The organism is Streptomyces sp. WM6386 (assembly GCF_000972385.1).
In the GTDB taxonomy this organism is placed as follows: Bacteria; Actinomycetota; Actinomycetes; order Streptomycetales; family Streptomycetaceae; genus Streptomyces.
This window is the reverse complement of record NZ_JXTE01000003.1, coordinates 85,820-107,349: the sequence shown is the minus strand read 5'-3', so window position 1 is coordinate 107,349 and position 21,530 is coordinate 85,820. Positions and strand designations below refer to the sequence as shown.

General features: G+C 71.2%; 20 protein-coding genes. 14 read left to right on the top strand and 6 right to left on the bottom strand.

The window, feature by feature from the left end; all coding sequences use genetic code 11:
- Positions 1-66 precede the first annotated feature (66 nt).
- Positions 67-1,602 carry a DUF4331 domain-containing protein gene (locus tag TN53_RS02795; RefSeq protein ID WP_095046250.1) on the bottom strand — a complete coding sequence of 512 codons (1,536 nt, stop codon included), beginning with the start codon at positions 1,600-1,602 and terminating at the stop codon, positions 67-69.
- A 231-nt stretch (positions 1,603-1,833) separates the two neighbouring features.
- Between TN53_RS02795 and TN53_RS02790 the strand changes: the two genes are divergently transcribed.
- The 3 genes from TN53_RS02790 (at position 1,834) to TN53_RS44630 (ending at position 3,623) form a co-directional block, all read left to right on the top strand.
- Positions 1,834-2,376: a sigma-70 family RNA polymerase sigma factor gene (locus TN53_RS02790; protein ID WP_046256688.1), complete on the top strand. Its 543-nt coding sequence runs from the start codon at positions 1,834-1,836 to the stop codon at positions 2,374-2,376.
- A complete protein-coding gene (locus TN53_RS02785) occupies positions 2,373-3,227 on the top strand; it encodes an anti-sigma factor (RefSeq protein WP_046256687.1) in 855 nt (284 codons plus the stop codon). The genes TN53_RS02790 and TN53_RS02785 overlap by 4 nt, the downstream gene beginning before the upstream one ends.
- A gap of 126 nt (positions 3,228-3,353) precedes the next feature.
- Positions 3,354-3,623, top strand: coding sequence for a hypothetical protein (locus TN53_RS44630; RefSeq protein ID WP_095046249.1), 270 nt, complete (start codon positions 3,354-3,356; stop codon positions 3,621-3,623).
- A 229-nt stretch (positions 3,624-3,852) separates the two neighbouring features.
- On the opposite strand, the gene TN53_RS02780 is transcribed toward TN53_RS44630, so the two are convergent.
- Entirely contained in the window at positions 3,853-4,635 is a 783-nt protein-coding gene (locus TN53_RS02780; protein WP_046256686.1) for an ABC transporter permease, read from the bottom strand.
- A complete protein-coding gene (locus TN53_RS02775) occupies positions 4,632-5,579 on the bottom strand; it encodes a daunorubicin resistance protein DrrA family ABC transporter ATP-binding protein (RefSeq protein ID WP_046256685.1) in 948 nt (315 codons plus the stop codon). Before TN53_RS02775 ends, TN53_RS02780 begins: the two co-directional genes overlap by 4 nt.
- A 62-nt stretch (positions 5,580-5,641) precedes the next feature.
- Here TN53_RS02775 and TN53_RS02770 point away from each other — a divergent pair, with 62 nt between their 5' ends.
- Positions 5,642-6,361, top strand: coding sequence for a TetR/AcrR family transcriptional regulator (locus tag TN53_RS02770; protein WP_046256684.1), 720 nt, complete (start codon positions 5,642-5,644; stop codon positions 6,359-6,361).
- A 21-nt stretch (positions 6,362-6,382) separates the two neighbouring features.
- Here the strand turns inward: TN53_RS02770 and TN53_RS02765 are convergent, their stop codons facing one another.
- From TN53_RS02765 to hmgA, 3 genes are read right to left on the bottom strand one after another with little or no spacing between them, the layout of a single operon-like run.
- Positions 6,383-7,540, bottom strand: a complete 1,158-nt coding sequence (locus TN53_RS02765; RefSeq protein ID WP_046256683.1) for a type ISP restriction/modification enzyme — start codon at positions 7,538-7,540, stop codon at positions 6,383-6,385.
- Between the two features lie 40 nt (positions 7,541-7,580).
- The gene (locus TN53_RS02760; protein ID WP_046256682.1) at positions 7,581-8,330 is read right to left on the bottom strand and encodes a GntR family transcriptional regulator; all 750 of its coding nucleotides are present in this window, start codon (positions 8,328-8,330) and stop codon (positions 7,581-7,583) included.
- Between the two features lie 27 nt (positions 8,331-8,357).
- Positions 8,358-9,674 carry a homogentisate 1,2-dioxygenase gene (hmgA, locus tag TN53_RS02755; protein WP_046256681.1) on the bottom strand — a complete coding sequence of 439 codons (1,317 nt, stop codon included), beginning with the start codon at positions 9,672-9,674 and terminating at the stop codon, positions 8,358-8,360.
- Positions 9,675-9,844: 170 nt separating this feature from the next.
- Between hmgA and TN53_RS02750 the strand changes: the two genes are divergently transcribed.
- The 10 genes from TN53_RS02750 (at position 9,845) to TN53_RS02705 (ending at position 21,521) form a co-directional block, all read left to right on the top strand.
- Entirely contained in the window at positions 9,845-10,441 is a 597-nt protein-coding gene (locus TN53_RS02750; RefSeq protein WP_046256680.1) for a hypothetical protein, read from the top strand.
- On the top strand, positions 10,438-11,055 hold the full coding sequence (locus tag TN53_RS02745; RefSeq protein WP_046256679.1) for a TetR/AcrR family transcriptional regulator: 618 nt from the start codon (positions 10,438-10,440) through the stop codon (positions 11,053-11,055). The genes TN53_RS02750 and TN53_RS02745 overlap by 4 nt, the downstream gene beginning before the upstream one ends.
- Positions 11,056-11,205: 150 nt before the next feature.
- Positions 11,206-13,437, top strand: a complete 2,232-nt coding sequence (locus tag TN53_RS02740; protein ID WP_046256678.1) for a molybdopterin oxidoreductase family protein — start codon at positions 11,206-11,208, stop codon at positions 13,435-13,437.
- A gap of 209 nt (positions 13,438-13,646) precedes the next feature.
- The gene (locus tag TN53_RS02735) at positions 13,647-15,071 is read left to right on the top strand and encodes a CitMHS family transporter (RefSeq protein ID WP_046256677.1); all 1,425 of its coding nucleotides are present in this window, start codon (positions 13,647-13,649) and stop codon (positions 15,069-15,071) included.
- 79 nt (positions 15,072-15,150) lie between these two features.
- Positions 15,151-16,392: an MFS transporter gene (locus TN53_RS02730; RefSeq protein ID WP_046256676.1), complete on the top strand. Its 1,242-nt coding sequence runs from the start codon at positions 15,151-15,153 to the stop codon at positions 16,390-16,392.
- A 101-nt stretch (positions 16,393-16,493) separates the two neighbouring features.
- Positions 16,494-17,087, top strand: a complete 594-nt coding sequence (locus tag TN53_RS02725) for a hypothetical protein (RefSeq protein ID WP_046256675.1) — start codon at positions 16,494-16,496, stop codon at positions 17,085-17,087.
- 58 nt (positions 17,088-17,145) lie between these two features.
- Positions 17,146-17,961 (top strand): class F sortase, encoded by an 816-nt coding sequence (locus TN53_RS02720; protein ID WP_234441498.1) that lies wholly within the window; start codon positions 17,146-17,148, stop codon positions 17,959-17,961.
- Between the two features lie 172 nt (positions 17,962-18,133).
- Positions 18,134-19,474, top strand: a complete 1,341-nt coding sequence (locus TN53_RS02715; RefSeq protein ID WP_046256673.1) for an ABC transporter ATP-binding protein — start codon at positions 18,134-18,136, stop codon at positions 19,472-19,474.
- A 108-nt stretch (positions 19,475-19,582) separates the two neighbouring features.
- Entirely contained in the window at positions 19,583-20,026 is a 444-nt protein-coding gene (locus TN53_RS02710; protein ID WP_046256672.1) for a DUF3574 domain-containing protein, read from the top strand.
- Between the two features lie 106 nt (positions 20,027-20,132).
- Positions 20,133-21,521 (top strand): aldehyde dehydrogenase family protein, encoded by a 1,389-nt coding sequence (locus TN53_RS02705; protein ID WP_046256671.1) that lies wholly within the window; start codon positions 20,133-20,135, stop codon positions 21,519-21,521.
- The last annotated feature ends 9 nt before the right edge of the window (positions 21,522-21,530 follow it).

Sequence of the window (21,530 nt, the reverse complement as noted above, 5' to 3'; positions counted from 1 at the left end):
GGTGGGGGCAACGCCCCGTCTTTCAGGGGCGCGGACAACCCCACCGGCCCGCGGCTCGGATACGGCCTAGTACGGCCGGGTCCGCATCCGACGCCACCACATGAGACCCGCACCGATCAGAGCGATACCGGCGGCCCCGGCACCGGCGGACGCGGCGACCAGAGTGGTGTCGTCCATCCCGGTCGAGGAGCCGGCCGGCTGGAGCGCGTCGCCCAGCTGGTTACGGACGTCGTTCCCACCGCTCGTGCCCTTGGCCAGCGCCCCGCGGGAACCCGCGGTCGGGTTGGCCAGGTACGGGAAGGACTTCTTGAACTTCTTGTCGTTCTTGTCGACCGCGTCGCCCAAGTCGTTCTTGGCACCGAGGAGTTCACCCTCGACGACCTGCAGCGCGGCGTCGAGCACGTCGTCGGAGAGCCGACGCCCGTTCGGGAAGCCCGCGTTGTCGCCGTCCAGCACACCGAGCCGCTTGGGATCGTGGGTCGGCTTGATGGACGTGTTGAGCCGCAGCTCCTCCGCCGCCCGCACGTGCGGCGGCTGGTTGAGACCCTCGACGCCCTTCAGGAAGACGTCGACGAGGTCGTTGCGCGGCTCGTCGGGCGCGTCGATCTTGTAGATCGCCTCGATGAGCTTCGGCAGCTCCGGGTTGGTCACGTTCTGCAGGAAGTCGCCGTCGTTCCAGGGCGCGGACGCGTTGAACTTGTCCTTGTCCTTGATGGGGTTGACGACCTCGTTGACCAGCGGCATGCCCAGGCGCGAGACCTGTGAGTAGTACCCCTGCGCGTTCTTGCGCTGGGTCGTCGACCAGATGCCGACGATCGGCTGGTCCTTGGACTCCGTGATCATGTCCGTCGGTACCTGGAGGGCGACCGAGTTGACGTTGTAGCCCTTGAGGGTGTCCCGGCCGACCTCGGAGAGGTTGCCGCCGTACAGCAGGTCGAAGACGCGCAGGTCCAGGAAGAACGGGTCGTCGGCCTGGCCGGCGAAGGTCGTCGAGCCGCCCGGCAGCTCGTGGATGGCTTCCTTGCGCAGCTTGTTGTAGTCCGGCATCGACGCCTTGCCGACGTTCGACGGTGCCACGGGCACGTCGTCGGCGACCTTGGTCTTCGACACCTCATGCTGGTTCTTCAGCTTGATGAGTTCGATGTCGTAGGTCTGCGTGACGTTGAGGTCGGGGTCGTCGAGGGACTCGACGGGGCCCGTGTTGTACAGGAACGTCTTGTCGTTCTTCACATGCGTCTTGAAGGTGTAGCGGAAGAGCAGTTCGCCCTGCGCGTCGCCGTTGTTGTCGATGTGGATGTCGTACTGGGCGTCCTCGGCGAACGTGAAGAAGTTCGGTCCGCCGGCCGGGTCCTCGAACGGGATCCAGTTCGCGATGAGCGTCGTCGTGTCCGGCTTGTCCGGGCTGACGAAGGCGTACACGTCCGTGTTGTCGTACTGCGGGTCCCCGGAGATGAGCGGGGCTTCCCGGTGACTGGAGGCGCTGGCCGCCCCCGGTTCCAGCGCGGCCACAGCGGCGGCTGTGAGCCCCCCGGCGGCCAGCGAAGCGCATATGAGGGTCGCGACGCTCCTGCGCCCCGCACCGCTCCTGGAGATAGGTGTCATGCCGTCCGTCCTCAGTCCCAACTTGCCTGACGAACGCTGATTCGGAGCGGTCGGCAGGGCGGATTGGTCGAATCCCAAACGTTCTTACGGCGGATTCGGGATCATGTTTCATCGAACGGGGACCCGCGTTTTCGGCCCGTCGATCCGTAACCCCATCCGGAGGTGTGTTCGTTGCGAATACCTCGGGGGGCCGGACGGCCCAGATGCGGTTTTGCGGGAGGGGGAGGGGACTTGGAGGCGGACGAGCTTCTGGTGCTCGTTGCGGGCGGGGACCAGAAGGCATTCGAGGAGCTGTACGGACTGGTCTCCGGGCCGGTGTTCGGGCTGGTGCGCCGGGTGGTGCGGGATCCCGCGCAGTCGGAGGAGGTGGCCCAGGAGGTGCTGCTCGAACTCTGGCGGTCCGCCGCGCGGTTCGACCCCGGCCGGGGCAGCGCCCTGTCCTGGGTCCTCACCCTCGCCCACCGCCGGGCCGTCGACCGGGTGCGCAGCGCCCGCGCGGCCGGTGAGCGCGAGCTGCGGGTGGCCCGGCGGGCGAACGGCCCCGCCTTCGACCATGTCACCGAGGAGGTCGAGGCCGGACTCGAACGCGAGTGGGTGCGCCGCTGTCTGGAACGGCTCACCGAGCTCCAGCGCCAGTCCGTCACCCTCGCCTACTACGACGGCTACACCTACCGTGAAGTGGCCGAGCGGCTCTCTCTGCCGCTGGGCACCGTCAAGACCCGTATGCGCGACGGACTCACCCGGATGCGCGAGTGCATGGGAGGTGTGGCGTGAGCCTCCTCGACAAACTGCTCCGCCGCGACAACCCGCACTCCCTGGCCGCGCCCTACGCGCTCGACGCCCTGGAGCCCGCCGAGCGGGCCCGCTTCGAGAAGCACTTGAAGAACTGTCCGGTCTGCGCCGCCGAGGTCCGTGCCCTGACCGAGGACGCCGTGCGCCTCGCCTGGTCGACGGCCGCCCCGGCGCCGGCCGCGATGCGCGACCGGGTCCTGGCCGCCGTACGCACCACCGCGCAGGAACCGGTGCGCGCGCAACCGCTGCGTGCTGGGGGCCCCTCCCACGCTTTCGGCAGTGGGGGAGAGCCACAGCTGCCGCCGCACGTCTGGGGCACACAGGCACCCCCGTCGCGCACCCGTGCGCCCCGGGAGCGCCGCCCCCTCTTCGTCCCGTTCGCCACCGCCACGGCCGCCGCGGCCCTCGTGGTCGCCTCCCTGTTCGCCGTACAGGCGAATGACACCCAGGACCAGCTGAACGCCGAGCGGGTCCGGGCGAGTGAGATCGCCCACGTTCTCGCAGCTCCCGACGCCCGGGCGAGCACCGGCAAGGACGCGCAGGGCCGCAGTATCGGAGTTGTCGCGTCCGCATCGGAGGGCAGGGCGGTCGTCACCCTCAGCGGATACGACGACATCCCGACCGACCGCGTGAACCAGTTGTGGCTCATGCGCCCCGGCGCGCAACCGCGCTCCCTCGGGCTCTTCGACGCCGACACGCCCCTGGTCACGTCCGGTCTCGACAAGGCCGCCACGTCACTGGCTGTAACCGTCGAGCCCGACGGCGGATCGGTGCAGCCCACTACCCAGCCAGTTGTCCAACTCGCCCTGAAATCGGTTGGATTCGGAGAGTAACCGCGGAGGGGTCGTCAACACCCTTACGGGGAAGGTGAATCCTGTGACCGCGATACACGAGTGCCCCCAGGGGGCGATAGGGTTACCCTGCCCGGGCCGGGTGGACTCGTACGGGTGGGGAGTGACATGGAACAGATAACAGTGCGCAGCAGGGCGAGGGTCCCTGCGATCACCTGCGGGAGCAGCGCGACCAGTTCGCGCCTCGACCGCCATCTCTCGGTGCTGGGCGGTCCTGTCGTCCCCCAGCGTGAGGCGGCTGAGGCGACTTCGCTGATGCGTGAGCTGACCGCCCGTGAACCCGCGCAGAATCGCAGCGACAGGGGTGCGCGCGTCCGTCGCGTCTCGCTCTTCGCTCCGCTGCGTCGACTGCGCCGGTCGCTGTTCGGCGGGCGGTAGCCCGCACGCTCAGGCGTTTTTGACCCGCGCCCGGCCGGCCCTACCGCCCGGCGCCCTGCCGCGAACCCGTCTTCCGTCATCCCCACGGCATGCGGCAGCGCCAGGTACGTCCACCGGGCGCGGGTACCACCCACCCCACCTAGCTCGAATTCACCGGCAGGGCCCGTCAGTTGGGTCGCGAACGCTCCGAAGTCGCCTCCGGCGAACAGCAGTTCCGCGCTTCCCTGTTTCAATGCTCCCCTCGCGCATACCGACGCACGGCGAGCGGCGCGCACACGGCGATCAGTACCGCACACCACGCGAGCGACCCGGCGACCGGATGTGCCACCGGCCAGGCAGCCCCCTCCGGAACCGGCGCGTTGCCGAAGAGATCCCGTACGGCCGTGGTGACCGCGCTGATCGGGTTCCACTCGGCGAGTGTGCGCAGCCAGCCCGGCATGCCGTCGACGGGGATGTACGCGTTGGACAGCAGCGGCAGCATGAAGGTCGCGCCGCCCAGCTGCCCGGCCGCCTCCTCGCTGCGTGAGGCGAGCCCCAGCAGGATGCCCACCCAGGTGGCGGCCAGCCGGAAGAGCAGCAGCAGGCCGAACGCGCCCGCCCCCGCGAGCCACCCGCCCTCGACCCGCCAGCCCATCGCGAGCCCCACGAGAAGCAGCGGAACCAGCCCGGCCGCCGTCACCAGCAGATCGGCGACCGCCTGGCCCGCGGGGACCGCCGAGCGGCTCATCGGCAGCGTGCGGAAGCGGTCCATCACCCCGCGGTGGGAGTCCGCGGCGGCGGTGAACATCCCGGTCATGATCCCGTTCGCGACCGTCGCCACCAGCATCCCCGGTACCAGGAACGCGCGGTACACCTCGCCCGGCATGGCCAGGGCGCTGCCGAAGACGTAACCGAAGAACAGCAGGAAGACGATCGGCATCGTCTGCGTCATGACCGTGATCGCGGGAGCGTGCCGGACCTTCTGGAGATGGCGGCCCAGCACCGCCGTACCGTCGTGGATCACCGCGCTCATGCGGCGACCTCCTCTCGTGCGGTGAGGCGCAGGAACACCTCGTCGAGGGTGGGCGGGCGCAGACTCGCGTCGACGACCGGCACCCGGCCGGCGTCGAGTTCGCGGACGATGCGGGGGAGGGTGAGGCCGGGGTCGAGGACGACCGCGCCCGCGGTGCGCCGCTCGGCGTCGAGCACCGGACGGGCGCCGGTCAGCTGGTCGAGGACCACGGCGGCCGCGTGCAGTGCGGGGGTGCCGCCGTCCTCGGCGACCACCACCTCGGCGTACCGCCCTGTCTGGGACTTCAGTTCGGCGGGAGTGCCCTGGTGCGCGACCCTCCCCTCGTCGATCAGCACGACACGGTCGGCCAGCCGGTCGGCCTCCTCCAGGTACTGCGTGGTCAGCAGCACGGTGGTCCCCTCGCCCACCAACTCCCGTACGGCGTCCCAGATCTCGTTCCTGCTGTGCGGATCGAGCCCGGTCGTCGGCTCGTCCAGGAACAGCACGGCGGGCCGGCTGATGAGGCTCGCGGCGAGGTCGAGGCGGCGGCGCATGCCGCCCGAGTAGGTGCGCGCTGGCCGGTCGGCGGCGTCGCTCAGTCCGAACCGCTCCAGCAGCTCGGCGGCGCGGGTCCGCGGGGCGCGCAGCAGTCGCGCGAACAGGCGCAGGTTCTCGGCGCCGGTGAGGTCGCCGTCCACCGAGGCGTACTGCCCCGTGACCGCGATCCGGCGGCGGACCTGCGCGGCCTCGCGCACCACGTCGTACCCGGCGACCCGCGCCGTCCCCGCGTCCGGCCTCAGCAGGGTGGTCAGCACCCGCACCGCGGTCGTCTTGCCCGCGCCGTTCGGCCCGAGCAGCCCGCAGACCGTGCCCTCCTCGACCGCGAGATCGAGTCCGCGCAGCGCGTGGACATCGCGGAAGCGACGTTCCAGACCCTCACTAAGTACAGCGTACGTAGAAGTCATGCGGCCACGGTACCTCACTACGTACGCTGTACGTAACTAAGATGGTGGCGAGGTGATGATCAATGGCGGGCCGAGCGGCCGAACCCGAAGTGATCTGGGCGCGCCCCGAGCGCACGGGCCGAGGCCCGAAACCGGCGTACAGCCGTGCGGACATCGCCGCGGCGGCGGTCCGTATCGCCGACGCGGACGGGCTGGAGGCGGTGTCGATGCGGAGGGTGGCGGCCGAGATCGGCTGCGGCACGATGTCGCTCTACAACTACGTGCCGCGCAAGGAGGACCTGTACGAGCTGATGGTCGATCTGATCAGCGGCGAGTACGAGTTCTCCGCCGAGGGCCGCGGGGACTGGCGGGCGGACATGACGGACTTCGCCCGGCAGGCGCTCGGCATCATGCGGCGCCATCCCTGGGTGGTGCGAGTGATGTCGACGGCGTACGCCGTCAGCCCGAACGCGCTACACGTTCTCGACCGCGTGCTCGCCTGTCTGGAGGGCCTCGACGTGCCGGCCGGCACCAAGCTGGAGCTGTTCGGGATGGTGAACGGGTCGGTGATGACCTTTGTCGCCAACGAGCAGGCGATCGCCGAGCGGTCGCGGTCCGTGCCCTGGTCGGCGGAGCAGGAGCAGGCGGTGCGGGGGGCGTACCTGATGGGGCGGGTCGGGACGGGGGAGTATCCGCACCTGGCGGCGTTGTTCGCGCAGGGGATGGCGCCGCCGGACGATCCGGAGGGGACGTTCGATCGGATGATCGGGCGGTTGCTGGATTCGTTCGCGCCGCGGGGGTGAATCCCCGTGCCCCCAGGGTGCCTAGAGCAAGCCCAATTGGCCTTCTGGGCCCTCTTCGTGGTGGTCCAGCACCGAGGCGGGCCTGCGCGCCGCCTCCGGGACCGGGAACACGCCCGCCCTGCGCAGGTCCGTCGCCGTGATCCGTGCCGGCACCGTCAACTCGGCCTGCTGCTGCGTCACTTCCGCGGTCAGCGCCAGGATCGTGATCAGTTCCAGCAGCTCCGACGTCCAGGTCTGCGGCCAGGTCGCCGGGCGGATGGCCGACAGGGTGCCCGGCTCCGGCTCCGCCGTCCTCGCCGTGAACCACTCCTCCAGGACGCGTACGCCGTTGACCTCGAAGTCCCAGGCCTCCGGGGGAACGGGGGAGATGCGGCCCTCGTCGAGGTGGAGGGTCTCCTCGTCGCGGTCGTAGTGGAGGCCGAGGGGGCGGGTCGGCAGCGGGGCGCGGACGTAGGGGCGGCGGCCGCCGGGGAGCTTGGGGCGGTCGCCGTCGCGGCGCATGAGCCACAGGAGGCGGTGGCCCAGTCCGGTGCCCCGGGACCAGAGTTCGGGGTCGTCGGTGAGGGGGACGGCGAGGTCCGGGCGTACGGTCGTCAGGGTCCAGGCGAGGACGTCCGACGGCGTCACGGAGCGGCCGAGCCGCTCGCCCAGATACTCCGGCAGGCCCGGTGCCAGGTTGGGTTCCACCCCGTCCGGCCGTCGGTACAGGGGGCGGACGCGGCCGGGGCGGAGCAGCGGGAGCAGGGGCGTGGCGATCAGCACCGGGCCGGGGCCGCCGCCCGTCTCCGCGGCGAAGACCTGGTGCTCGTCCGCCACCCGCCACAACTCCGGCCGGGCCGTGTCGATCAGCCGGTGGTCGGGGATCAGCCAGTGTTCGTCGAAGGGGGCGTGCAGGACGCGCACCGGCTCGGCGCAGGGCCCGGCCGCGCGGGCGAGCTTCTCCGTGCCGCCCGTCTGCCCCGGCAGCTGCCCCACCGCGGAACGCAGGGTGCGCGAGCGTGTCGGCTCGAACAGGGCCTCCCGATCCGGGCCCTCGGCCTTCAGCAGGGCGTCCCAGCGGGCTTTCAGGGACGCCGGGTCGGGTCCCGTCGGCCACCCCCGGCCGAGCCGCGGCGGTGCGACGGACCACGGCATGAGGTCCGCGAGCAGCGGAGCGTCGTCGTGCGTCACGCTGGGCATCGTACGACGTTCGACCGGCAGGCAGTGGGGGTCACACGGGTCAGTTGGCTTCCAGGGTCACCGTGAAGGAGAAGCGGTCGCCCCGGTAGTGGATCACCGCCACGTCCAGCACCCGTCCCTCCCCGTCGTACGTGACGCCCGTGTAGTGCAGGATCGGGCTCAGCAGCGGCACTTGGAGCAGCCGAGCCGTCTCCGGGTCCGCGAGGCGTGCCTCCACCGTGTCCGTGATACGGCTGATGTCCGCCCCGACGACATCCCGCAGCACCTTGGTCATCGGCCAGCGGACCAGGTCGTCCAGGTCGATGCACGCGCCGAGTTCGGGGCGGATCCAGTTGCGGGCGTGGTTGGTCGGCTCGCCCGTCTTCTCGTCGCCGCGCAGGCGGTGGTACGTCGCCACCTCGTCCAGGTCCGGGAAGTACTCGGCGAGTTCGGCCGGAACGGGACCCTTGCCGTGGTCGAGCAGTTCTGTGGCCATGCCCGACTGCTGGGCCACGATCGCGTCCACCGAGCCGAGCAGCCGGACCGGGGCGCCGCGCAGCGCGTCCGGCTCGATGAACGTGCCGCGCCGGCGATGGCGGGTGATCAGCCCCTCGTCCTCCAGCTCCTTCAGCGCCTGCCGCATGGTCAGCACGCTCACCCCGTAATGGCCCGCCAGCTGCTCCTCGGTGGGCAGCCGCAGCGGATCCTGGGGCGAGCGGCCGAGTATCGAGGCGCGCAGTGACTGCGAGACCTGGTACCAGAGCGGCAGCTTGCGGTTCAGGACGATCGAGTCCGGGGCGAAGGAGGTCACGGGGCTATCCGTACCGGTCGCCGACGATCAGTGCAACGGGCGGAAGTGGCGTTCCAGCCCCTGCCACACGTCGTCGTAGTGCCGTTGCAGATGATCCGCCTGGGCCGCGTGCGCGGTCAGCGTCACCGGCCAGCGCGTCTCGAACATGAACGCGAGCCCGTCGTCGACCTTCTGGGGCTTGAGGTCCGCGGCGCTCGCCCGGTCGAACGTCTCCCGGTCCGGACCGTGCGCCGACATCATGTTGTGCAGCGAGCCGCCACCGGGCACGAAGCCCTCGGCTTTCGCGTCGTAGGCGCCTTCGATCAGACCCATGTACTCGCTCATCACGTTCCGGTGGAAGTACGGCGGCCGGAACGTGTCCTCGCCGACCAGCCAGCGCGGCGCGAAGACGACGAAGTCCACGCCGGCCAGCCCCGGGGTGTCCGACGGGGACGTCAGCACCGTGAAGATCGACGGGTCGGGATGGTCGTAGGAGATCGACCCGATGACGTTGAAGCGGCGCAGGTCGTAGACGTACGGCACGTGGTTGCCGTGCCAGGCGACCACGTCGAGCGGGGAGTGGTCGTAGACGGCTGTCCAGAGGTTGCCGCAGAACTTGTTGACCACCTCGACCGGGCCGTCGACGTCCTCGTAGGCGGCCACGGGGGCTTTGAAGTCACGGACGTTGGCGAGGCCGTTGGCGCCGATCGGACCGAGGTCGGGGAGCTGGAAGGGGGCGCCGTAGTTCTCGCAGACGTAGCCGCGGGCGGAGGGGTCGAGGAGCTCCACGCGGAAGCGGACCCCCCGCGGGATCAGGGCCACATGGCCGGGCTCGGCGTGCAGCAGGCCGAACTCCGTGCGCAGCAGCAGGCCGCCCTGTTCGGGGACGATCAGCAGCTCGCCGTCGGCGTCGCTGAAGACGCGGTCCATGGAGTCGGTGGCGTGGTAGACGTGCACGGCCATGCCGGTGCGCTGGGTCGTGTCGCCGTTGCCGCCCAGGGTCCACAGGCCGGCCAGGAAGTCGGTCCCCTCCCTCGGCTCCGGCAGGGGGTTCCAGCGCAGTCGGTTCGGGTCGGGCACGGACTCGGTGAAGGGGGCCGAGCGGATCCAGCCATGGTGGGTGTGGGTGAACGCCGGGTGCGCGGCCGAGGGGCGGATCCGGTACAGCCAGGAGCGGCGGTTGTGGGCCCGGGGCTCGGTGAACGCCGTGCCGCTGAGCTGCTCCGCGTAGAGGCCGAGGGGTGCGCGCTGTGGTGCGTTGCGACCCTCGGGCAGTGCTCCGGGGACGGCCTCCGAGCTGTGCTCGTTGCCGAAACCGGAGAGGTAGGTCAGCCCTTCCGCGGTCTTCCGCGCTTCCCCGCTCATGATCGCTCCCTTGCGACTCTGATTCCTATGTACCACCGTAGGATTGCGGTTTCGCGGGCGCAAGGGGACCGCGGGGGGTGCTTTCGGCGGGCGCGCCTCCTCATCAGGGAGGAGGAGAACCAGACTCCAGGGGGATTCGGCTTTCGGAACGTTGTTCTAGTCTCCCGGGCATGTCGTGGACGCGGACGCTGCCGGCCGCGCTCGCGGTCTGTGTCCTCCTGTGGGCCGGAACCGCGAGCTGCGGTTCCGATCATGCGCGGGAGCAGGAGAACAGCGCGGTGTCGCCGTCACCGGTGGGCAAGGTGCTCGACGACACCGACGAGGACGGGCGCCACTACCGCGAGGTGGACGACCGGAACGCGCCCGAGGTGGACATCGAGGTGCAGCCGGACAGCGACGACAGCTGGGACGTGCGCCTGACCGTGCAGAACTTCCGCTTCTCCCCGTCCGGCACGAAACCGAAGGCGGTCAAGGGCCGCGGCCTGGTGTACCTCTTCGTGGACGGCACCCTCGTCTCCCGGCTGCGCACCCCCGAGTGCCACATCCCCGGCGACCTCGTCCCGCGCGGCACGCACACCGTCACCGCACGGCTCTACGCCGACGACGGCACCGTATGGGTCGTCGACGGCGACCCCGTCGAGAGCGCGGCCGACATCACGGCGTCGGGTGCCGAGGCCACCGCAGGACCGTCCGCACTGAGTGCACCGGCCAACCATCTTCGTACAGGGGGGCGAGGTTCACCGGACCGCGGCGGAAAGGCATCATGAAGTCCGTGCCCCACGCGACATCGCTACGCCGAGCGCCCGTGCAGCGGCGCAGTGCCGAACGGCTGACCAGAATCCTCGACGCCTGCGCCGACCTGCTCGACGAGGTCGGCTACGACGACCTGAGCACCCGGGCCGTCGCCCAGCGCGCAGGCGTCCCCATCGGCTCCGTCTACCGCTTCTTCGGCAACAAGCGGCAGATGGCCGACGCCCTCGCCCAGCGCAACCTCGAACGGTTCACCGTCCGCGTCACCGAGCGCCTCGAAGACGCCACGGGCGGGGGCTGGCGGGACGCGATGGACGCCGTCCTCGACGAGTACCTCGCCATGAAACGCACCGCCCCAGGCTTCTCCCTCGTCGACTTCGGCAACCAGATCCCGGTCGGCGCACGCCACGCCGAACCGAACCACCGCGTCGCCGACCGCCTCGCCGACCTCCTCTCCGGATACCTCGACCGCGAGCCGGACGAGGACCTGCGGCGCACCTTCCTGATCGCCGTGGAGACGGCCGACACCCTGGTGCACCTGGCCTTCCGGGTGGCTCCGGAGGGGGATGAGCGGGTCATCGAGGAGGCGCGGGAGATGTTGCGGGCGTATCTGGCGCGGGTGCTGGACTGAACAGCACCCGCAACGGCGTGATCCGCTTCGGCTGACCCGCCGCCGCACGACACCTCGCCGTTTCGCGACCTCACCCCCGCACCCCCTCCCCTCCATGCCTACCGGTCGGTATCCTCGCTGGAACAGGCACCGTCGCCCCCAGGAGGACCCGTGTCCCGCACCGCCCTACGCATCTGCCCACTCTGCGAGGCCACCTGCGGCCTGACGCTCACCATCGAGGGGGCCCGGGTCACCGGCGCCCGCGGTGACCGGGACGATGTCTTCAGCAAGGGGTTCATCTGCCCCAAGGGCGCGTCCTTCGGTGCCATCGACGGTGACCCCGACCGGCTGCGCACCCCGCTCGTGCGCAAGGACGGAGAGCTGCGCGAGGCCACCTGGGAGGAGGCGTTCGACGCGGTGGCCGCGGGGATCCGGCCGGTCGTCGAGCGGTACGGGCCGAACGCGGTGGGCGCCGTCCTCGGCAACCCCAACGTCCACACCATGGCCGGCGCCCTCTACCCGCCGGTCCTGCTTGCCGGCCTCGGCACCCGCAGTGTCTTCACCGCCTCCACGGTCGACCAGATGCCCAAGCACGTCTCCAGCGGGCTGCTCTTCGGGGACGCCAACGCGATCCCCGTGCCGGACCTGGACCACACCGACCATCTGCTGCTGATCGGCGCCAACCCCCTGGAGTCCAACGGCAGTCTGTGCACCGCCCCCGACTTCCCGGGCAAGCTCAAGGCGCTCAGGGCCCGCGGTGGCACCCTCACCGTCATCGACCCCCGCCGCACCCGCACCGCCAAGCTCGCCGACCGCCACCTCGCGATCCGCCCCGGTACGGACGCACTGCTGCTGGCGGCGATGGCCCATGTGCTGTTCGAGGAAGGCCTCGTGGACACCGGGGAGTTGACCCCGCACCTGCTCGGGCTCGACGAACTCCCCACGGAACTCCGGGACTTCACCCCCGAGGCCGTCGCCGGAGCCTGTGACATCGACGCCGGCACCATCCGCACCCTGGCCCGCGAACTCGCCGCCGCCCCCACCGCCGCCGTCTACGCCCGCATCGGCAGCTGCACCGTCCCGCACGGCACCCTCGCCAGCTGGCTGGTCGACGTACTGAACATCCTCACCGGCAACCTCGACCGCCCCGGCGGCGCGCTCTTCCCGCAGGCGGCCACCGACCGGACGCCCCGGCCCGCCGGACCGAGCCACGGCTTCGCGCTCGGCCGCTGGCACTCCCGGGTGAGCCGGCACCCCGAGGCGAAGGGCGAGCTGCCGATCTCCGCGCTCGCCGAGGAGATCGACACCGCGACCCCCGAGGGCGAGCCGATCCGGGCGCTCATCGCCGTCGCCGCCAACCCCGTGCTGTCCGTGCCCGACGGCGACCGGCTCGACAAGGCGCTCGACTCGCTCGACTTCATGGTCAGCGTCGACCCCTATCTCAACGAGACCTCGCGCCACGCCGACGTCGTGCTGCCGCCGCCCCCGCCCTCCCAGAGCCCGCACCACGACTTCGCCTTCAACACCCTCGCCGTCCGCAACCAGGTCCGCTACAACCGCCCCGCGGTCCCCCTGGAGCCCGGCCGGATGGCCGAGACCGAGATCCTGGCCCGGCTGGTCCTCGCCGCGACCGGTATGCACGGCGCCGACCCGTCGGCCGTCGACGACCTGGTCATCGGGCAGACCCTCGGCAAGGCGGTCAAGGAGTCGCACTCCCCGGTGCACGGCCGCGACCCGAAGGAGCTCGCCGCCCGGCTCACCGGAGTCAGCGGCCCCGAGCGACGGCTCGACATGATGCTGCGCCTCGGCCCCTACGGCGACGGGTTCGGCGTACGACCGGACGGACTGACCCTGGAGCGGCTGCTGGCGCAACCGCACGGCATCGACCTCGGACCGCTCGCGTCGCGGCTGCCGCAGCCGCTGAAGACGCGCAGCGGCAGGGTCGAGCTGCTCGCACAGCCGATCGTCGACGATCTGCCGCGGCTGCGGCGGGCCCTGGCCGAGCGTCCCGAGGGGCTCGTCCTCGTCGGACGCCGTCATCTGCGCTCCAACAACAGCTGGATGCACAACGTCCCCGCCCTCACCGGTGGCACCAACCGCTGCACCCTGCACATCCACCCCGAGGACGCCGAGCGGCTCGGTGTGACGGACGGGGCGGCCGTACGCGTGAAGGGGGCCGGGGGAGAGGTGATCGCCCCGGCCGAGGTCACCGACGTCGTGCGCCCCGGCGTGGTGAGCCTGCCGCACGGCTGGGGGCACGACCGGCCCGGCACCCGGCTCAACCACGCCCTGAAGGAGCCCGGCGTCAACGTCAACCAGCTCCTCGACGGCAGCCTGCTCGACCCCCTCTCGGGCAACGCCGTCCTCAACGGCGTACCCGTGCTGCTTTTTCCCGGGGGCTGAGTCGATATGCGGCTACCGCCGCGCGGCCCCCGGACCTCCAGCCGAAAACAGCCACCGTCACGGCCCTGTGAGCAGCGCAAAGCTGTGACCAGCAGTTTTGCGCTTATTGCTCGCATGTCAACGTCTTGTTAACGCCGCTTGACGAGTCCTAACGTCAACGCACTGCCGACTCCGGTGGGAGTTCAAGGGCGAACGTTAGGTATCCACTCATGCTGACCATCCTCGGCTTCGCCATGATCGCGACCTTCCTGGTCCTGATCATGATGAAGAAGATGTCGCCGATCGCGGCGCTCGTGCTGATCCCGGCACTGTTCTGCGTCTTCGTAGGGAAGGGCGCTCACCTCGGTGACTACGTCATCGACGGCGTCACCAGCCTCGCCCCCACCGCGGCGATGCTCATGTTCGCGATCGTCTACTTCGGTGTGATGATCGATGTCGGTCTCTTCGACCCGATCGTCCGGGGGATCCTGAAGTTCGCCAAGGCCGACCCGATGCGGATCGTGGTCGGTACGGCGATCCTCGCCGCGATCGTCTCGCTCGACGGCGACGGCTCGACCACCTTCATGATCACGGTCTCGGCGATGTACCCGCTGTACAAGCGCCTCAAGATGAGCCTGGTCGTGATGACCGGTGTGGCCGCCATGGCCAACGGTGTCATGAACACCCTGCCGTGGGGCGGCCCGACCGCCCGCGCCGCCACCGCGCTGAAGCTCGACGCCAGCGATATCTTCGTCCCGATGATCCCGGCCCTGCTCGTCGGCCTGCTGGGTGTCTTCGTCCTCTCGTACTTCCTGGGTCTGCGTGAGCGCAAGCGGCTGGGTGTGCTGACGCTGGGCGAGATCCTGGTGGAGGAGAAGGCCGAGGAGAAGGAGTCCGAGACGGTTCTCGTGGGTGCCGGTTCCGGTTCGGGCTCCGGTGACGCCAAGGCTGCCGCGACCTCCGGCGGCTCCGGCTCCGGCACCGACGCCGAGGATGACGACGACGAGGAGCGCTTCACGGTCCTCGACCCGAACCGCGCCACCCTGCGTCCCAAGCTCTACTGGTTCAACGCGCTGGTCACCGTCACCCTGCTCACCTCCATGATCATGGAGTGGCTGCCGATCCCGGTGCTGTTCATCCTCGGCGCCGCGCTCGTGCTCACCGTGAACTTCCCGCACATCCCCGACCAGAAGGCCCGGCTCGCCGCCCACGCCGACAACGTCCTGAACGTCTCCGGCATGGTCTTCGCCGCCGCCGTCTTCACGGGCGTCCTGCAGGGCACCGGCATGGTCGACCACATGGCCCGCTGGATGGTCGACGTCATCCCCGAGGGCATGGGCCCGCACATGGCCCTCGTCACCGGTCTGCTGAGCCTCCCGCTCACCTACTTCATGTCGAACGACGGCTTCTACTTCGGTGTCCTCCCGGTCCTCGCCGAGGCCGGTGCCGCGCACGGGGTCTCGCCGCTGGAGATGGCCCGCGCCTCCCTCGTCGGCCAGCCGCTGCACATGTCGAGCCCGCTCGTCCCGGCCGTCTACGTCCTCGTCGGCATGGCGAAGGTCGAGTTCGGCGACCACACCAAGTTCGTGGTGAAGTGGGCGGCGCTGACCTGCCTGCTCATCCTGGCGGCGGGGATCGTGTTCGGCATCATCTGACCGGGTCCACGGGGGACTTGGACCCGAGGACATGCAACAGGGGCCCCGGCACAGGGGACTTGAAACGGAGGACGTGAACATGGCGCCCGGTGGGAACCGCGGCTGGCTGCTCCGCCTCGTCATCGCCTTCAGCTTCGCGCAGGGGGCGGTGTCGATGGCCCGGCCCGCCGTCTCCTACCGGGCGCTGGCGCTGGGCGCCGACGAGCGGGCGATCGGTGTGATCGCGGGGGTCTACGCCCTGCTCCCGCTGTTCGCCGCGGTCCCCCTGGGGCGCCGTACCGACCACGGCCGGTGCGCGCCCCTGCTGCCGGTCGGCGTGGTCCTGATATCCGGCGGCTGTGCGCTGAGCGGCATCGCGGACTCCCTCTGGGCGATGGCCGTCTGGAGCGGAGTGATGGGCCTGGGCCATCTCTGCTTCGTGATCGGCGCCCAGTCCCTCGTCGCCCGCCAGTCCGCCCCGCACGAACAGGACCGCAACTTCGGCCACTTCACCATCGGCGCCTCCCTCGGCCAACTGGTCGGCCCCGTCGCGGCGGGCGCGCTGATCGGCGGCCCGGACATGGCGGGCACGAGCGCCCTGGCGCTGATCGTGGCGGGGGCGGGCGGCGCGGTCGCGCTCACCTCGTTGTGGCGCACAGAACAGCGCGATACGGCGGCCAAGTCCCATGCGGGACACAGTGATCGCGTCCCCGTCCAGCGCATCCTCCGGGCCCGGGGCGTGCCCGCCGGCATCTTCGTCAGCCTCGCCGTGCTGTCCGCGACCGACATCCTCACCGCCTACCTCCCGGTGGTCGGCGAACACCGCGGCATCGCGCCCTCCGTCATCGGTCTGCTGCTCAGCCTCCGCGCGGCGGCCACGATCGCCTGCCGCCTGGTGCTGTCCCCGCTGCTGCGACTGCTGGGCCGCTCGCTCCTGCTCACCGTCACCTGCCTGCTGGCGGCCGTGCTGTGCGCGGGGATCGCCCTGCCCGTGCCGGTGTGGGCGCTGGCCCTGATGCTCGCGGCACTCGGCTTCTGCCTCGGTGTCGGACAGCCGCTCTCCATGACGACGGTCGTCCAGGCGGCCCCCGACGGTGCCCGCTCCACGGCCCTCGCGCTGCGTCTGACCGGCAACCGCCTGGGCCAGGTCGCCGCCCCCGCCACCGCGGGCCTGGTCGCGGGCGTGGCAGGCGTGGCGGCGCCGTTCGTGATGCTGGGCGTGCTGTTGCTGCTCTCCTCGGGCGTGGCGCTGCGCTCACCGGCGAGGCCGGTCGCGGAGCCAGGTGCGCCCGGCGCGCCCCGCCGGTCCGGGGCGACCTTGGGCCGGAAGAGCGAAGACTGACGGGTCGTAGGGCAGGGCTCCCCCCGTTCGCGACGGACATGTGACAAAGAGTCAGGTGAAGCGCGATTTGTACGACAATCGTCTGACTCGGAGGACTTCGCATGACCACCACGGCCCGCCAACGCCGCGCCGCCGCCGTCGCGGCCCTCACCCTCGCGGGGTGCGCCCTGACCGGGACACCCGCGGTCGCGGCCAACAATGGAGACGTCAAGATCCACGCGCAGTACGAGCCGACGGCCGAGCAGGACAACGATCCCCACGTGTGCAGGTTCTACCTCGACGCCTTCAACTTCGACGCGGGTGAGGAGGTCCACTGGACCATCGCGACCCAGCCCCCGTCCACCGGCGGCACGGTCAAGGAGGGCGACCTCACGCTCACCGCGGCCGGTGCGGGCAGCACCGAGGTGATTTCGCTGGCCAACGGGCACTACAAGCTCACGTGGGCCACCGGGGACGGGGACGGCCAGAACAAGCACAAGGTGTTCTGGGTGGAGTGCCCGCCCGGCGGACCCGGCGGTGGCCCCGGCGGACCCGGCGGTGGCCCCGGCGGCCCCCACGGAGGTCCGCCCGCCGGTGGCGGTGGGCTCGCCCGGGCCGACGCTTTCACCCCGGTCGCCGGCGCCGCGGCCGTAGGCATGGCCGCGGTCGGCGGGGTGGTGTGGTTCCGGCTCCGCCGCCGCCCGCATGGCGCGTAGTCGTCGACGCAGGCCCTGGCACCGGACGCGCGCCTACCGCCTGGCGAGAACGGTCGTGATGACCGTCTCGCTGGTGGCGGGCGGCGTCTGGTGGACCCAGGGCGAGGAGTCGGGCGGGGCGGTCGAGGCCGCCCGGCCCGGCCCCCCGGCGACAGCGCCCGCCATGGACCGGACCGACGCCCGGGGGGCCGCGCAACAGCGTCCGCGGGGCACCGGGGTGTCGAACCCGCGGCGTCCGGACGCACTGCCGCGAAGCCAGGAGCCGACCCCGCGTCGCCCGGGTGCACCGCCGCGCACCGGGGAGCCGGTTCCGCGCCGTCCCGCCGTGCCGCGGCGGTCCCCGCCGAAGGCCGCCCCGCCCTCGTCACCCGCACCGCGGCCCCGTTCCCTGCCGCGCTCCCGCGCGACCCGTCTCGCCATCGACTTCCTCGATGTCGACGCCCCGGTCATGGGCCTGCGGCTCGACCGCGAACGGCGGCTGCCCGCACCTCCCGACGACGACGCGAACCGGGTCGGCTGGTACGAGGGCGGCCCGTCCCCCGGGCAGCAGGGCACCGCCGTCGCCGTGGGCCACCTCGACACCGACACCGGACCGGCCGTCTTCGGCGGCCTCGGCGAACTGCGGCGCGGCCGCCTGGTCGAGGTGACGCGCGCCGACGGGCGGGTCGCCGTCTACGCCGTCGACGCCATCAAGTCGTACGAGAAGGACCGGTTCCCCAACCGCGAGGTGTACGGCAACCGGGGCCGCCCCGAACTGAGGCTGATCACCTGTGGCGGCGACTACGACCGCAGGACCGGCTACTCGGGCAACGTGGTCGTCTTCGCCCACCTCGTCGAGACCCGCGAGCCGCCCGCTCGCGCCGTCCGGCGCTGAATGCGAGCGTCCGTTTTCTCACCTGCTGGACGGCACCGTCCGATCCTGCCCATTCTCTTCCCTCCGGCGCGCACATTCCGTTAACTTCCGTGACCCACGAGCCCCGTTCGACTCGGGCGGGGCATCCGACCACCGAGCATCAGCGCTCAGCCGGCCCTCGGGGACACCTGCCATGACACGCGCCATCTCGTTGCACGACGTGAGCAAGAGCTATACCCGGGGCACCCGGGTGGTGGACCGGATGTCGCTGGACATCGAACCCGGCGAATTCCTCGTCCTGCTCGGGCCTTCCGGCTGCGGCAAGTCCACCGTGCTCAGGATGATCGCGGGCCTCGAGGAGATCGACGAGGGCCGACTGCTGCTCGACGGCGAGTACGCCAACGACCTGCAGCCGTCCGGCCGGGACATGGCGATGGTCTTCCAGAACTTCGCCCTGTACCCGAGCATGACCAGCCGCGACAACATCGGCTTCCCGCTGCGCTTCGAGGCCCCCGGCGCCGACCCGCGCCCCCGAGTCGACGCCACCGCCCGCATGCTGGGCATCGAGGAGCTCCTGGACCGCTTCCCCGCCCAGCTCTCCGGCGGCGAACGCCAGCGCGTCGCCATGGGCCGGGCCATCGCCCGCCACCCCTCCGCGTTCCTGATGGACGAGCCGCTGTCCAACCTCGACGCGAAACTCCGCAACCATCTGCGCGCCGAGATATCCGCACTCACCCGCGAGCTGGGCGTCACCACGATCTACGTCACCCACGACCAGTCCGAGGCCATGTCCCTCGGCGACCGGGTCGCCGTCATGCGCGGCGGCGTCCTGCAACAGGTCGGCACCCCGCGCTCGGTGTACGCGCTGCCCCGCAATGTCTTCGTCGCCGCCTTCATCGGCACCCCGCGCATCAACCTCCTGCGCGGCATGGTGCGCGCCCCGCTCGGCGGCGCGATGACCATCAGCCTCGGCAAGCAGTTTCTGCGTCTGCCCGAACCGCTCTCCATGGACCACCAGCTGCTCCGGGTCCAGCAGGGCCGGGAGGTCATCGTGGGCCTGCGCTCGGAGGCGGTCCGGATCGCCAAGCCGTCCGCCGCGCGACCTGGCGAGGTGGCCCTCCACGGCCTGGTCGAGCACGTGGAGTTCCAGGGCCATGAGGTCCTCGTCCACTTCAACACCGGCTCCAGTCCCGCCGTCGTGCCGGACCTGGAGGCCCCGCGCCCCGCCGCCCGCCCCACCCGGCGCCGCCGCCGCGAGGGCGGCCCCCGCGTCCTGGACCGCCTCAGGGAACGCGCGGGCGCCCTGCGGGCGGGGCCGGTGGTCGTCCTCGACGAGCCGAGGGACAGCGCCCCCGTGACAGCCCCGGACGGCCGCCTCCCGGGCGACCTGATCGTCCGCACCACCCCCGACATCGACTTCCGCCACGGCATGCAGGTCCCCCTCCTCGTCGACCTCGCCCACCTCTTCGTCTTCGACCAGCACGGCGAACGCGTCTGCCCGGCCCCGGCACGGCTGCCGGACCTGGAGGAGTGAGCGCAAAGAGCGCGGTGTCGTCCGCTGTTCCGCCGGACAGGCCTCGCATCCGCCCCGCCCGGCGCGGCTCCCCGATCCCGAGGAGCGAGGCCCGCTAGGCATGGGCACATGAATGTGCACTTCACCCGGTCCCGGGCCGTCCTCACCGCCGTCGGTCTCCTGCTCGCCGTCGGCGCTCCCACCGCGTACGCCACCCTCGACGACGGGACACCGCAGCGCGGGGAGCCGTACATCGAGACCTCGCTCCTCTTCGGCACCGAGCGGCCCGACGGCGGCCCGGCGGTCACCGACAAGCAGTTCATGAGCTTCGTCGACAAGGAGGTCACGCCCGACTTCCCGGACGGCCTCACGGTGCAGACCGGCCGCGGGCAGTGGCGGGACGCCGGCGGGACGATCGAGAAGGAGCGGTCCTACGAGCTGGTCCTGCTCTACCCGGTCGCGCAGGCGGGGGCGAGCGACCGGAAGATCGAGGAGATCCGGCGGGCGTACGAGAAGGCTTTCGGTCAGGAGTCCGTGGGGAGGGTGGACGACAGGGCCCGGGTCGACTTCTGATGGCATGAGTCACGTACCGGGGCGTCTGGCGCGCGAAAACTATCGCCGCTAGTTTATGAACCGGACTGAGCCGGACGACGACACGGCCCCGCCGGGAGGAAGCACGATGAAGGCACATGACGGCATGTACATCGACGGCGAGTGGCGGCCCGCCGCCGGCCGGGACGCGATCGAGGTCGTGAACCCGGTCGACGAGCAGGTGATCGGCCGGGTCCCGGCCGGTACCGCCGAGGACGTCGACACAGCCGTACGGGCCGCCCGTGCCGCCCTCCCGGCCTGGGCCGCGACGGCACCGGCCGAGCGGGCCGCCCGCCTGGCCGCCCTCCGGGACGTCCTGGTGGCCCGCAAGGACGAGATCGCCGAGACGGTAACCGCCGAGCTGGGCTCGCCCCTGAAGTTCTCCGAGAACGTCCACGCCGCCGTCCCCCTCGCGGTCGCGGGCTCGTACGCCGAGCTGGCGGCGACGTACGCCTTCGAGGAGCAGGTCGGCAACTCGATCGTCCGCCAGGAGCCGATCGGTGTGGTGGGCGCGATCACGCCCTGGAACTACCCGCTGCACCAGATCGTCGCCAAGGTCGCCCCCGCACTGGCGGCAGGCTGCACGGTCGTCCTGAAGCCCGCCGAGGACACCCCGCTCGTCGCCCAGCTCTTCGCCGAGGCGGTCCACGAGGCCGGCGTACCGGCGGGCGTCTTCAACCTCGTCACCGGCCTCGGCCCGGTCGCGGGACAGGCCCTCGCCGAGCACCCGGACGTCGACCTGGTCTCCTTCACCGGCTCCACGGCGGTCGGCAGGCAGATCGGTGCGACGGCCGGTGCAGCGATCAAGAAGGTCGCCCTGGAGCTCGGCGGCAAGTCCGCCAACGTGATCCTGCCGAGCGCCGACCTCGCCAAGGCGGTCAACGTCGGTGTCGCCAACGTGATGTCCAACTCCGGCCAGACGTGCAGTGCCTGGACGCGGATGCTCGTACACCGGGAGCAGTACGAGGAGGCGGTCGAACTCGCCGCCACGGCCGCCGCCAAGTACGGCGACCGCATCGGCCCGGTCGTCAACGCCAAGCAGCAGGCCCGCGTGCGGGGTTACATCGAGAAGGGCGTGGCCGAGGGCGCGCGACTCGTCGCCGGTGGCCCCGAATCCCCGCGTGAGCAGGGCTGCTTCGTGTCGCCCACGGTCTTCGCCGACGTCACGCCCGACATGACGATCGCGCAGGAGGAGATCTTCGGCCCGGTCCTGTCGATCCTGCGCTACGAGGACGAGGAGGACGCCCTGCGCATCGCCAACGGCACGGTCTACGGCCTCGCGGGCGCCGTCTGGGCCGGCGAGGAGGCGGAGGCGGTGGCCTTCGCGCGCCGGATGGACACCGGCCAGGTCGACATCAACGGCGGCCGCTTCAACCCCCTTGCCCCGTTCGGCGGTTACAAGCAGTCCGGCGTCGGCCGCGAGCTCGGCTCGCACGGTCTCGCCGAGTATCTCCAGACCAAGTCCCTGCAGTTCTGAGGAGCCTTC

Bases quoted from the DNA above. Each gene is read 5' to 3' on its own strand.
- TN53_RS02795 (WP_095046250.1), bottom strand. From the start codon at position 1,602: ATGACACCTATCTCCAGGAGCGGTGCGGGGCGCAGGAGCGTCGCGACC.
- TN53_RS44630 (WP_095046249.1), top strand. From the start codon at position 3,354: ATGGAACAGATAACAGTGCGCAGCAGGGCGAGGGTCCCTGCGATCACC.
- TN53_RS02780 (WP_046256686.1), bottom strand. From the start codon at position 4,635: ATGAGCGCGGTGATCCACGACGGTACGGCGGTGCTGGGCCGCCATCTC.
- TN53_RS02775 (WP_046256685.1), bottom strand. From the start codon at position 5,579: ATGACTTCTACGTACGCTGTACTTAGTGAGGGTCTGGAACGTCGCTTC.
- TN53_RS02770 (WP_046256684.1), top strand. From the start codon at position 5,642: ATGGCGGGCCGAGCGGCCGAACCCGAAGTGATCTGGGCGCGCCCCGAG.
- TN53_RS02765 (WP_046256683.1), bottom strand. From the start codon at position 7,540: ATGCCCAGCGTGACGCACGACGACGCTCCGCTGCTCGCGGACCTCATG.
- hmgA (WP_046256681.1), bottom strand. From the start codon at position 9,674: ATGAGCGGGGAAGCGCGGAAGACCGCGGAAGGGCTGACCTACCTCTCC.
- TN53_RS02750 (WP_046256680.1), top strand. From the start codon at position 9,845: ATGTCGTGGACGCGGACGCTGCCGGCCGCGCTCGCGGTCTGTGTCCTC.
- TN53_RS02745 (WP_046256679.1), top strand. From the start codon at position 10,438: ATGAAGTCCGTGCCCCACGCGACATCGCTACGCCGAGCGCCCGTGCAG.
- TN53_RS02735 (WP_046256677.1), top strand. From the start codon at position 13,647: ATGCTGACCATCCTCGGCTTCGCCATGATCGCGACCTTCCTGGTCCTG.
- TN53_RS02730 (WP_046256676.1), top strand. From the start codon at position 15,151: ATGGCGCCCGGTGGGAACCGCGGCTGGCTGCTCCGCCTCGTCATCGCC.
- TN53_RS02725 (WP_046256675.1), top strand. From the start codon at position 16,494: ATGACCACCACGGCCCGCCAACGCCGCGCCGCCGCCGTCGCGGCCCTC.
- TN53_RS02720 (WP_234441498.1), top strand. From the start codon at position 17,146: ATGACCGTCTCGCTGGTGGCGGGCGGCGTCTGGTGGACCCAGGGCGAG.
- TN53_RS02715 (WP_046256673.1), top strand. From the start codon at position 18,134: ATGACACGCGCCATCTCGTTGCACGACGTGAGCAAGAGCTATACCCGG.
- TN53_RS02710 (WP_046256672.1), top strand. From the start codon at position 19,583: ATGAATGTGCACTTCACCCGGTCCCGGGCCGTCCTCACCGCCGTCGGT.
- TN53_RS02705 (WP_046256671.1), top strand. From the start codon at position 20,133: ATGAAGGCACATGACGGCATGTACATCGACGGCGAGTGGCGGCCCGCC.